This is a genomic window from Burkholderia sp. Ac-20365, assembly GCF_017104715.1.
GTDB lineage: Bacteria > Pseudomonadota > Gammaproteobacteria > Burkholderiales > Burkholderiaceae > Paraburkholderia.
In genome coordinates, this window is sequence record NZ_JAAGPI010000026.1 from 91,636 (window position 1) to 105,764 (window position 14,129).

Consider the following 14,129-nt stretch of genomic DNA (forward strand, 5'->3'; position numbering starts at 1 on the left):
CGTGTCGATTTTTCACGCCCTTCCTCGCCTCATTTTCCCCACCCATGCGCGCGGTTTCCGATGAAGCCGCGCGCCGTCCATCGCGACAACGCGGGCCCGTTTTGCAGCCCGCTCAGGCATGCGAACTGCTCCTCTGGCCAAACAGAAAGGCCCCGGCAGCGCAGCATCTTTTGCAATTGCTTGCATTTTCCCTATGCCAATTACAAAACCTATCCTGCACAATGCCGCTGCGAAAAAATCAGATGTAACCTGCCTTCGCGCTGGCGCGCTCCACGCGCCGAAGGCACGAGCAGGAGCGACGACGAAGAAATGCAAAAAGCAATGCACCGTGACACCTACGCCGCGCCGGCCAGCGCCATGCGGCGATCGATCTTCCCGAGCGCAACGCTGATCGTCTCGCTAGCCGTCGCTGTCACGACGGCCTTGAGCGGATGCAGCTCGCTCTACTCGGAAGGCGCAACGGCGGGCGCCGGTATCGCCGGCGCGGCCCTCGCCGCGAAAGTGACGAACAACGCCGCCGTCGCAACGGGTATCGGCCTCGGCGCCGTCGCCGCAGCGCGCGCGGGCGTGCAGTATTCGGAACGCGTGATCCATACCAACACCCAGGACAGCATCGCCGTGGCCGCCGGGCCGCTCGCGGTGGGCGCCGTCGCGCCGTGGAGCATCACCCACTCGGTGCCGCTCGAAGAAGACGAGCACGGACGCGTAACGGTAAGCCGCACGATCAGCGCGGGCGAACTCGACTGCAAGGAGATCGTGTTCTCCGTCGACAAGGTGGCGACGAAGAACGTGCCGGCATCGAGCGCGTTCTATGTCGCGTCGATCTGCCGCGACGGCAATGCGTGGAAGTGGGCATCTGCGGAACCTGCGACCGAGCGCTGGGGCTCGCTGCAATGAACATGCAGTCATTCATCCGAAGCCTGAGTGCGTCAGCGGCGGCACGGCTCGCGCTCGTTGGCGCGCTGTGCATCGGCTCGGGTGCGCTCGTCGGCGGCTGTACTTCGGCTTCTGTGGGCGCGGCAGCAGGCGCCGGTGCCGGCGTGGCGACGGGCATCGTCTCGGCGAATCCCGCCGTGGGGATCGGCGTCGGCATTGCCGTGCAGGCCGTCACCGATGAAGCCGTCGCCACGTATCTGCGCAACATGCATGCGGATCAGCAGAACATGATCTCCGCACTTGCAGGCGCGATGCCCGTCGGCGAGACGCGCGACTGGAGCGTCAAGCACACGCTGCCCATCGAAAACGGCCACGGCCAGGTGCGCGTGACGCGCGCATTCGCGTCGGCGCTCGCGATCTGCAAGGAGTTCGTGTTCTCCGTTGTCGACGGCGACAAGCCCGATTCGAAGGTCTACTGGTACACGGCGAGCGCCTGCCAGCAGGACAACAAAGGCTACTGGAAGTGGGCGTCGGCGGAACCGGCTGTCCCGCGCTGGGGCAATCTGCAGTAACGCGGCAGCCGCGTTAAACGTCTCGACAAAAACAAAGGGGAGTCACGTTGCGTGACTCCCCTTCTTTCATTGCGTGTGCAACTACGCCAATCAGGATTCGACGTCCTCGAGACTGAAGATTTCCGTCTGGTCGTTATACGAGAATATCTCGGCATAACGGCCCCAGTTGATGACGGCGTCGAGCGTCTCTTCCGCAGCGCTGTCCGACAGAAAGTCTTCGAGTTCCTGCTCGAAGCGCACGCGCGGCGCGCGGTGTCCCGGCCGCTCGTTCAGGACCTTCTTGATTCGCGCTGCCAGCGGCACATGCTTGAGCAGGTGATCGGCGAACATCAGCTTGCGTTCCTGCGTGCCGAATTCGGCGAACACCCGCGCGGGCGGCGTCAGGAAAATATCGCCTTCGCGCACGTCGGCGAAACCCAGATGCTGCAGCACTTCGGCGATCGGGAACAGATCGTCCACTTCCAGATGCAGCGAGCGCGCGATTTCCGGCATGTCCGCGCGGCCGTGATACGGCGCCGCCGCCAGCGTTTCGATCAGACCCGCCATCAGGTTGGTCGACACGTGCGGCAGCCAGCTGTGCAGTTCAAGCCCCTTCTTCGTGGCCTCGCCCGTCTGACGCGCCGTCATCTTCGCGTAGATGTCGTCCACCAGCCGCCGGAACGCCGGATCCAGACGGTTGCGCGGATGCTTGAACGGCACCTTGATCTCGGCGATCACGCGGCCCGGATTCGACGACAACACCAGAATCCGGTCGCACATGAACACCGCTTCCTCGATGTTGTGCGTGACGATCAGCACCGACTTGATCGGCATGCGGCCTTGCGTCCACAGATCGAGCAGGTCGGTACGCAGCGTTTCGGCCGTCAGCACGTCGAGCGCGGAAAACGGTTCGTCCATCAGCAGCAGTGTCGGGTCGACCACCAGCGCGCGCGCAAAGCCGACGCGCTGGCGCATGCCGCCCGACAGCTCGCGCGGATACGCGTTCTCGAAGCCGTCCAGACCGATCAGGTCAATGGCAGCCAGCGCGCGCTCACGACGCTCACGCGCGCCGACGCCGAGCGCTTCCAGCCCGGCTTCCACGTTCTGCAGCACGGTCAGCCACGGGAACAGCGCGAAAGTCTGGAACACCATTGCGACGCCTTCGGCGGGCCCCTTGAGCGGCTTGCCCATGTAGGTCACTTCGCCGTCCGTCGGCTCGATCAGCCCGGCGATGATGCGCAACAGCGTCGACTTGCCCGAGCCCGAGCGGCCCAGCAGCCCGACGATCTCGCCTTCACGCAGCGACAGGTTGGCGTCGTCGAGGACGAGCAGTTCGCCCTGCGTCTTGTTGAACCCGCGGCACACGTCCTTGACGCGCAGGATTTCTTCGCCGAGGCGCGGCGGCGTCGGCGGCGTCTGGATCGGCGCAGCGGTTACGGTTTTCGGATTTTGCATCGCGTTTTGCCTTCAATGAATCTCAATCGAGCCGCAGGCGGCTTTCGGCGTAGGCGTACAGCGGACGCCACAACACGCGATTGAAGAGGGACACGAACAGGGACATCACCGCGATGCCCAGGATGATCTTCGGATAGTCGCCCGCGGCCGTGTATTGCGCGATATACGCGCCGAGCCCGTGCGCGGCGAGTCTGGTATCGCCCCACTGCACGGCTTCCGCGACGATGCTCGCATTCCACGCGCCGCCCGAGGCCGTGATCGCGCCCGTCACGTAGTACGGGAACACGCCCGGCAGCATGGCCTGGCGCCACCACTGCCAGCCGCGGATGCGGAAATTCTTCGCGGCTTCCTTGTAGTCGTTCGGATAGGCGCTGGCGCCCGCAATCACGTTGAACAGGATATACCACTGCGTGCCGAGCACGATCAGCGGCGACAGCCAGATATCCGGGTTCAGGTTGAACTTGACGATCACGATCACGAACACCGGGAACAGCAGGTTCGCCGGGAACGCCGCGAGGAACTGCGCGACCGGCTGGACCTTCTCGGCGAGCGCCGGACGCAGTCCGATCAGCACACCGACAGGCAGCCACACGACGGAAGCCAGCGCGATCAGCAGCGTCACGCGCAGCAGCGTGATGAGGCCGAGCACGAACACATGGCCGACTTCATCGAGCGTCACGCCCGTGCGAACGTAGGCGACCACGCGGTACACGACGAACGCCGTTACCAGCACGACGATCACCGCCCATACTATGTCCCCCGCCCTGGACTGCTTCAGCACCGCCGGCTTCGAGAATTTCACCGGCCCGACGCTCGGCCAGCGGATCGGCACGCGCGCAGCCTTCGCGAACATCCAGCCGATCGGCACGAGCAGCCGGTGAATCAGCCGCGTGCGGCGAATCAGGTCGAGCAGCCACGATTCCGGCGCATCGCCGGAACTCGTGTTTTCCATGCGGAACTTGTCGGACCACGCGACGAGCGGCCGGAACAGGAACTGGTCGTACGCGAGAATCACGACCGTCATGGTCAGGATCACCCAGCCGATCGCGTGCAGGTTGCGCTCGTTGATGGCCTGCGACAGATACGAGCCCACGCCCGGCAACGTGATGGTGTGATTGCCGACGGTGATCGCCTCGGAGGCGACTACGAAGAACCAGCCGCCCGACATCGACATCATCATGTTCCAGATGAGGCCGGGCATCGAGAACGGCACTTCGAGCTTCCAGAAGCGCTGCCACGAGGTCAGATGGAAGCCCTTCGACACTTCATCCAGATCGCGCGGCACGGTGCGCAGCGACTGATAGAAGCTGAAGGTCATGTTCCACGCCTGGCTCGTGAAGATCGCGAAGATCGCGGCCAGCTCGGCGCCCAGCACGCGCGACGGAAACAGCGCGAGGAAGAACGTCACCGTGAACGAGATGTAGCCGAGCACGGGCACCGACTGCAGGATGTCGAGAATCGGCACCAGCACCTGGCCCGCGCGGCGGCTCTTGGCAGCGAGCGTGCCGTAGACCAGCGTGAACGCCAGCGACGCGACCATCGCAGCGAGCATGCGCAAGGTGGTACGCAGCGCATATTCGGGCAGCTTGCCGGGGTCGAGCGAGATCGGCTCGCTCTGCAGCGTCGAGATGGGCGCCATCGTCTCGTGGAAACCGACCACGGCCATCGCGATCAGGCAGATGATCAGCGGGAACGCGACGAAATCCCAACGATTGGGCAGCACCCGCCACGCCGACGCGTTGGCAGTGCGATTGAGGGTAAAGCTGAACAGATCCATCAGGCGGCCCTCCCTGTGCGGTGGGACGCGAACATGCCGCATGCCACGATGGCTACGCGCGCGCCGGCATGGCTTGCGACGGCGCGACGGTCCGAGGATCGATCCGGAAAGCGGAAATCAGGCATGGCAAAACGCGAATGCGCGGTAAATCGTTGGCGTTGAGTACGCATTGGCCGGCGACGGATACATCGCGCGGCGCCCCGTGCGGGCCTGCACTTACGGCCGGCGCAATCGTGTTGCGCGGGCCGCCGCCGGCAGGCCAGCGAGCTTTCCTCATTTTGGACGGCACGACACTACTACAACCTGTGTGACAGAAACAACCGTTGACATTCATTTGTCACGCTGAATGGTTCCCGGAATGGATCTGTAAGCGGCAGGCCACATGCATCAACGGGCGGACTCTTGCGCCCGCTTCCGACGAACCGTCGCGTGCGAGCCACATCAGGCTGGCGAGCGAGCTATTCAGAAACTCTTGCCAGAGGCCGTTAATACCCCACACGGGAGTTCGGCACGCGCAAATCCTGACTGGCGTCGGGCCGTGCGGCGGTTAAAATCGGGATGCGGCAAACCTGCTGGCCGCCGGCGACGAGGACGGCGGCGCGGCGCACTATCCTGGCTCCGTGCGGCGCACGGAAATTATCGGCAGGAACGGCCCAGCGCCGGCGCGTTGCAACGAGAGACGTTGTTGCATGAATCAGTCAGACGGATCAGAGGGTCGATGAAAAGGACAACCTTGCGCCAGGCATTGGGACCGGCCAGTTTCGTACTGGTCGTGCTCGCATGCTGGTTCGCGTCCGGCCTGGTTGCGGACCGGATGGTACAGCAAGAACTGGATGCCGCGCTGCGCCAGCAGCGGCAAATGTCCGCCTCGATCGTCTACAACATGGCCGAGGTGATCGCGAGCGACCTCGCGATGTCGCGGGCGATTCCCGCCACCATGGCCGAACTCGGCGTGATCCAGCAGGCGCTGACGCACTCGCAGAATTATGCCGCGTCGGGCGTCGACCTGGAACCCGCGCACCGCGACGAACTCCTGAAGTCGCCCGAACTGGCGGGCATCAACGCCTTCCTGCGCGACGCCCAGGGCTTCTCCGGTCTCGACATCATCTGGCTCGTCAATGCGAACGGGCTGTGCGTCGCGGCCAGCAACGCGCAGAACGCGCATTCGTTCGTCGGCCTCGACATGCGCTCGCGCAGCTATCTGACCAACGCCCTGCTCGGCGCGTTCGGCGAGGCGTACGGTGTGGGCCGCATGAGCGGCGAGCCGGGCATTTTCATCTCTGCGCCCGTGTATGACGACGGGCTGCTGGTCGGCGCGATCGTCGCCAAGGTGGGGATCGCGCGGCTGCGCCACTGGGTCGCGCACGCCGGCACCTTCGTCACCGACGACAACGGTGTGGTCATCATGGCGCACAACGCAGCGCTCGAAGGCCAGGCGATGCCGAACTCGCGCGTCACGCAGATGAGCCTAGCCGAGCGCATGGGCACGTATCATCGCGAGCAGTTCCCGACCATCCAGATCCGGCCCGTCAAGAGCCAGGTGGGCAGCGACGCGCCGTGGGTGTCGGCGGCGATCGCCGAGCAGCTGTTCGACATGCCCGGCCAGCCGATCCCGACGCTCTACCAGTCGCGCGGCGGCTTGAACTCCGGGCTGTCCGCGCATCTCGTCGACCCGCTCGTCGCGTGGCCCGAGCTGATGCGCAATCACAAGCGTGACCATCTGCTGGTGTTCCTGACGCTGGCGGGCACGGTGGCGCTCGCGTGGGTCATCACGGTGTCGTATCTGCGCGAACGGCGTCATCACCGCGCCACCCGTGTGCTGGCCGAGCAGTTGCAGTCGGCCAATACGCTGCTGTCGGCGGAGGCCCGCCACGACGCGCTGACGGGCGCGCTGTCGCGCCGCTACTTCCTCGATCTGCTGCGGCATGAGATCGACCGGGCGCGCGCGACAGGCGAGCCGCTGTGCATGGCGATCGCCGACCTCGACCACTTCAAGCAGATCAACGACCGCTTCGGCCACGCCGCCGGCGACCGCGCGCTCGAGCACTTCGTCGACACCTGCCGCGCCGAACTGCGCGGTAGCGATGCGATCGGCCGGCTGGGCGGCGAGGAGTTCGGCATTCTGCTGCCCGCCACGCCGCTCGGCACCGGTCTTGAAGTGGTCGAACGGCTGCGCGTGCGGCTGAAGGCAACGCCTTCGGCAAAGCTGCCGCAATCGGTCGGACTGAGCGTGAGTATCGGCATTACCGAACTGTCGCCGGAAGATCTGCCGGAGCGCATCATCAGCCGCGCCGACCAGGCGCTCTATGCCGCGAAACAGGGCGGCCGCGACCGCAGCGAAGCGGTGCCGCCCGACGACACCGCGCCGCCCACGCGCGCACCCGCCAACGCCTGGTAAGCCAGCGCAAGCTTAGTTTGGGAATCCGCGATGCGCACCGCATCGCGCGTGTCGACGCTGCCGGGCGATTCGAGCTTAAGCAGGTATGATCGACTTTCATCGGAAAGTTGTGATCACCGCTTTACGCTCCCCCGGAGGTTCGCATGAAGGGAAATCTGGTCATCGTCTGCCGCGATCAGGACGCTGACGCTTTCGATCATCTGCTCGCAGAGTACGGCGCGTTTCAGACGCGTCTGTCGTCGACCGCGTGGTATCTGAAGCTGGACGTAGCGCCCGAAGTCATACAGGAAGAAATTCTCACGCGCCTTGGCAAGTACACGACGCATTACATCTTCGAGGCAGACACGGTGACGTGGAATACCGTGGACAGCGAAGCCGCCGCCGCGCTCAATACGCTCTTTACCGAATAGGCTTGTTACCTGTCTGACCGGACAGGACGGCCGGGGCGATTGCGATATCGCTAGCCCCATTCATGCATGCCGCGCAGCCGAAGCGCGCGGCACATCACTCTCACCAGACACTTTCCGACGCAGCCGTTGCCCGCGACACCGCTTCCAGCGGGAACGTCATCTGCACGCGCAAGCCGCGCCCGCCGCTCTCCCCGTCGTTATTGCCGATCTGCCATTCGCCGCCCGCGCGCCGCACGAGCCGCTCGACGATCGCGAGACCGAGACCGCTATGGCCATTGCCGCCGCGCGCCGGATCGAGCCGTACGAACGGACGGCTTGCGTTGATCAGATCCTGCGCGGCGATACCGCTGCCGTTGTCCGTGACCGTCAGCGTGTAGCCTTGCGGCGTGCGCGCCGTCGCCACCGTGATGGGCGGCGCACCATACGCATGCGCGTTGTCGAGCAGATTCGACAGGATACGGTCGAGCGTCGCCGCGGGAAGCTTGAAGCCGGCACCCGCGCGCAGATCCGTCTGCACTGTCGGCGCACCGCCCGACACCGCCCGATAGCTGCGTACGACACGCTCGCACTGGCCATCGACGTCGACGGGTTCGCTGCGGTCCGCGCCGTCGTGCGCGAACACCAGAAACTGCTCGACGATATGCGTCATGGAGTCGACGTCGCGCACGACGCCGTCGCGCATCTTCGCCTCGTCCATCATTTCCGCGCGCAGCCGCAGCCGCGCAAGCGGCGTCTTCAGGTCGTGCGCAACGCCCGCCAGCATCACCGCGCGATCGTGTTCGGTGCGCGCGACTTCCTGCACCATCTGGTTAAAACCATGTGTGAGCTGCCGCAACTCGCGCGGACCGCGCTCGCGCACGGGCGGCACGGGCAGACCGCGCCCGAAGCGCGTCACCGCCTGGGCGAGCGAGCGCAACGGCTGCTGCAGTTGCCACGCGGCAAAGAGCGCCGCCATCACGCCCGCCGAGAAAATGATGCCGAGCCACAACACCATCCGGTCTAGCGAACGCGGCGGCCGCAGCGGCTGCACGGGCACGACGATCCAGCTGGCGTCGCTCGCGGAACGCACCCACAGCGTGGGCGGCTTGCCGGGCGTGCCGACACGCACCTGAGTAGAAGTGGGCAGACGGTCGCGCACGTCGTCGACGAAACGGTCGAGCGGCGCGGGCAGATTGGGCACTTCGGGCGGAACATCCGCGCTCGCCGGATCGACCAGACGCACGCGCGAAGGCAGCGGCTGATCCGGCTCGCGCCGGACGTGATCGCGCACGGCATCGACGAGGAATACCGCCTCTTCTACGGCGTAGCGCGTTTGCGACTGGTTGCGCTCGAAGCGCACCAGCAGGTACCACGCGAAATGCGACACCAGCAATACACAAACGACGAGCAGCGCGAGCCGCCCGAACAACGAATCAATTGGACGCCGCATGTTGCTCGCCATCGGGCACGAACACGTATCCGCGCCCGCGCACCGTCTGAATGAAGCGCGGCACCGACGGATCGGTTTCGAGAATGCGGCGCAGGCGCCACACCTGCACGTCGATACCGCGATCGGTGCCGTCGTATTCGGGACCGTGCAGCAGTTCGAGCAGGCGCTCGCGCGTGAGCGTGCGCATGGGGTTATTGACGAAGATCTTCAGGAGCGCGAATTCGCTGCCGGACAGCGTGAGCGGCTTGCCTTCCTGATGCAGCGTGCGCGACTGGAAGTCGAGCGTGAAGCGGCCGAACGAGAACGGCTCGCGCTGCTCGGGTGCCGCCGCCGACGGCACTGTCTTGCGGCGGCGCAGCACTGCCTGCACGCGCGCGAGCAGCTCGCGCGGATTGAACGGCTTGCCGAGGTAATCGTCCGCGCCAAGCTCCAGCCCGACGATGCGGTCCACGTCGTCCGCGCGTGCCGTCAGCATGATGACGGGGATATCGTCGCCCGACGCGCGCAGCTTGCGCAGCGCCGTGAGGCCGTCGACACCCGGCATCATCAGGTCGAGCACGATCAGGTCGGGACGTTCGCGTTCGATGCGGCGTTCGAGCGAACTGGCGTCGTGCAGCACCGAGACTTCGATGCCTTGACGGGCCAGATAGTCGCGCAGCAGATCGCGCAGTTCGACGTCGTCATCGACGACAAGTATTTGAGTAGCCATGGTTTGAAGTGTAACGCGCGCCCCTATGCGTTTCCGCCCCATGCGTCCCCGAAAGGGTTACGGGGTGTTACCGCGAAAGGCGCACGTAATGTCACGTAACTTCCGCAAGGATACGCGTAACACGGCCCGCATTCGATCCCTCTACGCTGTGCCTTACCGAATGCGCGCTGGTCCACCTTCGAGACTCGCGGCATCGTCGGCTAGTTGATCAAGGAGCACAGTAATGTCCAAAAAAACATCACGCTTTCTCGCCGTTGCCGCAGCATCGCTCGCACTGAGTCTCGGAGCCGCCTTCGCCGCGCAGCCGCAAGGCGGTCCCGGCATGGGTCATGGCGGCCCGGGCTGGCACCATGGCGGCTTCATGAAGGAACTGAACCAGTTGCATGGGCAACTGAAATTGAACGCGGACCAGGAAAAGGCATGGCAGGCCGCGCTCGACACGATGAAGCAAAGCCATGACGCCGAGCGCGCGAACCACGAGCAGATGCGCCAGCAGTTCAAGCAGATGCAGCAGCAACCTATTCTCGACCTGAACGCGATGCACGCCGCGCATCAGCAGATCGAGCAGAAGGACGCGCAGCTGCGCGAGCAGACCTCGACGGCGTGGCTGAACTTCTACAACGGCCTGAACGACCAGCAGAAGACCACCGTCAGCACCGCGCTCAAGCAGCACTTCGCGAAGATGGAGCAGCGCCACCAGAAGATGCGCGAGCGCTGGGAAAAGCATAATAACGATGCAGCGGCTTCCGCTGTAAAGCCGTAAGGACGGCAGTCAGTCATAGCCGGAAAGAAAACAACGCCACGGAAGTTGCCTTCCGTGGCGTTGTTTCATGGGTCGTCCAGCTCGTGCAGGGACGATGGACAGCGCGTCTTCGTTAGCGCAACTGGCCGAGGTCGAATAGCAGCACTTCAGCGCCCTCGCCCTTTTCCACAGTGACGTTCGAAGCATCGGTGATCATCGCGGCATCGCCTGCTTTCAGCGGTTCGCCGTTGACCACGACCGCGCCCCGCGCAACGTGCACATACGCCTGGCGTCCCGCCGCGAGCGTGTGCTCGGCGCGCTCCGCACCATCGAACAGACCTGCGTAGATCGACGCGTCGGCGTGGATCGTCACCGAGCCGTCGCGCCCTTCCGGCGACGCGACCACGCGCAACTGTCCGCGCTTGTCGTCATCGCTGAAACGCTTTTCTTCGTAGCCCGGCTGGTCGCCGGCGCGCTTCGGGATGATCCAGATCTGCAGCAGATGCAGCGGATCGTCCTGCGAGCCGTTGAACTCGCTGTGCATCACGCCCGTGCCGGCACTCATGCGCTGCACGTCGCCGGGACGGATCGTCGAGCCGTTGCCCAGGCTGTCGCGATGCGACAACGCGCCTTCGAGCACATAGGTGACGATTTCCATGTCGCGATGCCCGTGCGTGCCGAAACCCTGCCCCGCGGCAATCCGGTCCTCGTTGATCACGCGCAGCGGACCGAAGTGCATGTTGTCGGGATCGTGGTAATCGGCAAACGAAAAGCTGTGCTTTGCGTTCAGCCAGCCATGGTTGGCGTGGCCGCGTTCCTCGGAACGGCGAATCCTGATCATGTGAATCTCCCGGTGAAATGTGGCGATACGGGAATGTATGGGCTGCGCTCCCGGCAAACAATCCGCGCCGCCGCACTGGATCGTTTCATAAATGATGGCAATGCGGGCCTCGACGCGATGCAGGCCGCATCAGCCGGCGCGGCGCGACGAAATCGCGCACTGACATCCTCCAACCCTGCGCCCTTCGCGCATGTCTATGGCGGCAAAGGGCTTTTTCCATGCCGCGAGACTGGTTTCGCTGGCGGGTTCGGGTAAAATACCGCGCTTTTTGGTACGGGTCGACGCGCGTACCGCGTCCGGACGGCCGCCCCGCAAGGCAGGCGCCCGTCGACGGTCGATTGTCGCCAGCCGCAAAACAATCCGCACCGGGTTCGGGCAGCCTAATTTTGTCCGCCTAGAATGGCGACGGCCGGCCGCAAGCGCGCTGTGGTCGCTGCGGGACAACGCGCGGCGGCCGGGAAGTCAGGAGAAACATGAAGAAGTACGCAGTGGGCGTGGTGCTCGCGGTCATGGCATCGGGCGCCATGGCAAAAGAATGGAAAACCGTGCGTATCGGGGTCGACGCCAGCTATCCGCCGTTCGAATCGATCGCGCCGGGCGGTCAGGTGGTCGGTTTCGACGCCGATCTCACCCGTGCACTGTGCGCGAAGATGAACGTGAAGTGCGTGTGGATTCCACAGGATCTCGACGGCATCATCCCGGCGCTCAAGGCGCGGAAGTTCGACATCATCGTGTCGTCGCTGACGGTGACCGACCAGCGCCGCGAGCAGATCGACTTCTCCGACAAGCTGTTCGACGCACCCGCGCGCATGATCGCGAAGAAGGGTTCGACGCTGCTGCCGACGGCGCAGTCGCTCAAGGGCAAGCGGATCGGCGTCGAGCAGGGCTCGACTCAGGAAGCGTTTGCGAAGGCGTACTGGGAGCCGAAGGGCGTGACGATCGTGCCTTACCAGAATCAGGATCAGGTCTACGCCGATCTGGCGACGGGGCGTCTCGACGCCGCGCTGCAAGACGAGTTGCAGGCCGACGCCGGCTTCCTGAAGACACCGCGCGGCAAGGATTTCGCGTGGGCGGGCCCGGAAGTGAAGGATCCGAAGACGATCGGCGAAGGCACCGCCATCGGCGTGCGCAAGGAAGACGGCGAGCTGAAGGCGATGCTGAACAAGGCGCTTGCCCAGGTTCACCAGGACGGCACGTTCACGAAGCTCGAGAAGCAGTATTTCGACGTCGACATTTACGAAAGCCGCTGACGCGTCGCAAACGCGTAGGGCAAAAGCTGGGGCTCGCCCCGATGGGCCGGTTCGCAAGCTTCGTAATACAGTCGCATCGACGGTAGCACCGCAGTAGAAGATCAAAGCAGTAAAGCGCGCTGCCGGCCTGAGAGAGACACGAAGGCCAGGCAGTCATGATTCGCACAGCGGCACGCTGTGCGCCGCACGGGAGACATCGAGGGCACCCGCCTTCGGACCAACCGCCGCAGCGTACGGATTGCCGCGTCTTTCGCGGCGCACGTGAGCGTCGTCAAGGACTCACTATGTTCTTTCAAGGCTACGGCCCGCTGATCTTTGCCGGCACGGTACAAACCGTGAAGCTGGCGATCCTGTCGCTCGCGTTCGCTTTCGTGCTGGGCCTGCTCGGCGCGGCGGCGAAACTGTCGAAGAACCGGGTGACCAACGGCATCGGCACGGTCTATACGACGCTGATTCGCGGCGTCCCCGACCTCGTGCTGATGCTGCTGCTCTTCTACAGCATCCAGATCTGGCTGAACGATCTCACCGACATGCTCGGCTGGGATCAGATCGACATCGATCCATTCGTCGCGGGCGTCGCCGTGCTCGGCTTCATCTACGGCGCGTACTTCACGGAAACCTTCCGCGGCGCGTTTCTCGCCGTGCCGCGCGGCCAGCTCGAAGCGGGCGCCGCTTACGGCATGACGGGCTGGCAGGTGTTCACGCGGATCATGTTCCCGCAGATGATGCGCTTCGCGCTGCCCGGCATCGGCAATAACTGGCAGGTGATGGTCAAGGCAACCGCGCTCGTGTCGATCATCGGCCTCGCGGATGTCGTGAAGGCCGCGCAGGACGCCGGCAAGGGCACGCTGCGGTTCTTCTTCTTCACGCTGATGGCGGGCGCCATCTATCTGCTCATCACGACGGCGTCGAACTTCGTGCTGATGTACCTCGAAAAACGCTACTCGACTGGCGTGCGCAAGGCGGAACTATGATCGAGCTGATCCAGGAATACTGGCGCAACTATCTGTATACGGACGGCTACCGCTTCACCGGCGTCGCCATCACGTTGTGGCTGCTGGTCATATCGATCGGCCTTGGCTTCTGTCTTTCCGTGCCGCTCGCGGTCGCGCGCGTGTCGAAGAAGAAGTGGCTGTCGTCGCTGGTCTGGCTGTATACGTATATCTTCCGTGGCACACCGTTGTACGTGCAACTGTTGCTCTGCTACACGGGTCTGTACAGCCTCGAGATCATCCGCTCGAATGCACTCACCAACGCGTTCTTCCGCGACGGCATGCACTGCACGCTGCTCGCCTTCACGCTGAACACCTGCGCGTACACCACCGAGATTTTCGCCGGCGCGATCAAGGCGACGCCTTATGGCGAGATCGAAGCGGCGCGCGCGTATGGCATGTCGCAGTTCACGCTGTATCGCCGCGTGATCCTGCCGTCGGCACTGCGCCGCGCGCTGCCGTACTACAGCAATGAAGTGATCCTCATGCTGCACGCCACCACGGTCGCGTTCACCGCCACGGTGCCGGACATCCTGAAGATCGCACGCGACGTGAACTCGGCAACGTATCGTTCGTTCGACGCGTTCGGTATCGCCGCCCTGCTCTATCTGATCATCTCTTTTGCGCTCGTCTGGCTGTTCCGCCGCGCCGAGCGCCGCTGGCTCGCTTATCTGCGCCCGCAAGGCAAGTAAGGCGTCG

At 64.4% G+C, this 14,129-nt stretch carries 13 protein-coding genes; 8 read left to right on the top strand and 5 right to left on the bottom strand.

Annotated elements, in window-relative coordinates; translation table 11 throughout:
- Positions 1-357 precede the first annotated feature (357 nt).
- Together G3O01_RS31725 and G3O01_RS31730 are read left to right on the top strand one after the other, a co-directional pair.
- Complete coding sequence (locus G3O01_RS31725) at positions 358-897, top strand: hypothetical protein (protein ID WP_241024424.1); 540 nt, start codon at positions 358-360, stop codon at positions 895-897.
- 2 nt (positions 898-899) lie between these two features.
- A complete protein-coding gene (locus tag G3O01_RS31730) occupies positions 900-1,448 on the top strand; it encodes a hypothetical protein (protein ID WP_205810936.1) in 549 nt (182 codons plus the stop codon).
- A gap of 90 nt (positions 1,449-1,538) precedes the next feature.
- Here the strand turns inward: G3O01_RS31730 and G3O01_RS31735 are convergent, their stop codons facing one another.
- Both G3O01_RS31735 and G3O01_RS31740 read right to left on the bottom strand, forming a co-directional pair.
- A complete protein-coding gene (locus G3O01_RS31735; protein ID WP_205810937.1) occupies positions 1,539-2,882 on the bottom strand; it encodes a nitrate/sulfonate/bicarbonate ABC transporter ATP-binding protein in 1,344 nt (447 codons plus the stop codon).
- Positions 2,883-2,904: 22 nt separating this feature from the next.
- Positions 2,905-4,659 (bottom strand): ABC transporter permease subunit, encoded by a 1,755-nt coding sequence (locus tag G3O01_RS31740; RefSeq protein ID WP_205810938.1) that lies wholly within the window; start codon positions 4,657-4,659, stop codon positions 2,905-2,907.
- A gap of 718 nt (positions 4,660-5,377) precedes the next feature.
- Between G3O01_RS31740 and G3O01_RS31745 the strand changes: the two genes are divergently transcribed.
- Positions 5,378-7,057 carry a sensor domain-containing diguanylate cyclase gene (locus G3O01_RS31745; protein WP_205810939.1) on the top strand — a complete coding sequence of 560 codons (1,680 nt, stop codon included), beginning with the start codon at positions 5,378-5,380 and terminating at the stop codon, positions 7,055-7,057.
- Between the two features lie 143 nt (positions 7,058-7,200).
- Positions 7,201-7,467: a hypothetical protein gene (locus G3O01_RS31750; RefSeq protein WP_205810940.1), complete on the top strand. Its 267-nt coding sequence runs from the start codon at positions 7,201-7,203 to the stop codon at positions 7,465-7,467.
- A 100-nt stretch (positions 7,468-7,567) separates the two neighbouring features.
- Here G3O01_RS31750 and G3O01_RS31755 read toward each other — a convergent pair whose 3' ends face one another.
- Positions 7,568-8,896 carry an ATP-binding protein gene (locus tag G3O01_RS31755; protein WP_205810941.1) on the bottom strand — a complete coding sequence of 443 codons (1,329 nt, stop codon included), beginning with the start codon at positions 8,894-8,896 and terminating at the stop codon, positions 7,568-7,570.
- Positions 8,880-9,605, bottom strand: coding sequence for a response regulator (locus G3O01_RS31760; protein ID WP_109483336.1), 726 nt, complete (start codon positions 9,603-9,605; stop codon positions 8,880-8,882). Before G3O01_RS31760 ends, G3O01_RS31755 begins: the two co-directional genes overlap by 17 nt.
- Positions 9,606-9,828: 223 nt before the next feature.
- Between G3O01_RS31760 and G3O01_RS31765 the strand changes: the two genes are divergently transcribed.
- Positions 9,829-10,368 (top strand): periplasmic heavy metal sensor, encoded by a 540-nt coding sequence (locus tag G3O01_RS31765; protein WP_205810942.1) that lies wholly within the window; start codon positions 9,829-9,831, stop codon positions 10,366-10,368.
- A gap of 112 nt (positions 10,369-10,480) precedes the next feature.
- Here the strand turns inward: G3O01_RS31765 and G3O01_RS31770 are convergent, their stop codons facing one another.
- The gene (locus tag G3O01_RS31770; protein WP_205810943.1) at positions 10,481-11,188 is read right to left on the bottom strand and encodes a pirin family protein; all 708 of its coding nucleotides are present in this window, start codon (positions 11,186-11,188) and stop codon (positions 10,481-10,483) included.
- 473 nt (positions 11,189-11,661) lie between these two features.
- Between G3O01_RS31770 and G3O01_RS31775 the strand changes: the two genes are divergently transcribed.
- The 3 genes from G3O01_RS31775 (at position 11,662) to G3O01_RS31785 (ending at position 14,122) form a co-directional block, all read left to right on the top strand.
- The gene (locus tag G3O01_RS31775; protein WP_205810944.1) at positions 11,662-12,438 is read left to right on the top strand and encodes an ABC transporter substrate-binding protein; all 777 of its coding nucleotides are present in this window, start codon (positions 11,662-11,664) and stop codon (positions 12,436-12,438) included.
- Between the two features lie 284 nt (positions 12,439-12,722).
- Positions 12,723-13,412 (top strand): histidine ABC transporter permease HisQ, encoded by a 690-nt coding sequence (gene hisQ, locus G3O01_RS31780; RefSeq protein ID WP_205810945.1) that lies wholly within the window; start codon positions 12,723-12,725, stop codon positions 13,410-13,412.
- A complete protein-coding gene (locus G3O01_RS31785) occupies positions 13,409-14,122 on the top strand; it encodes an ABC transporter permease (RefSeq protein ID WP_205810946.1) in 714 nt (237 codons plus the stop codon). Before hisQ ends, G3O01_RS31785 begins: the two co-directional genes overlap by 4 nt.
- Positions 14,123-14,129: the final 7 nt, after the last annotated feature.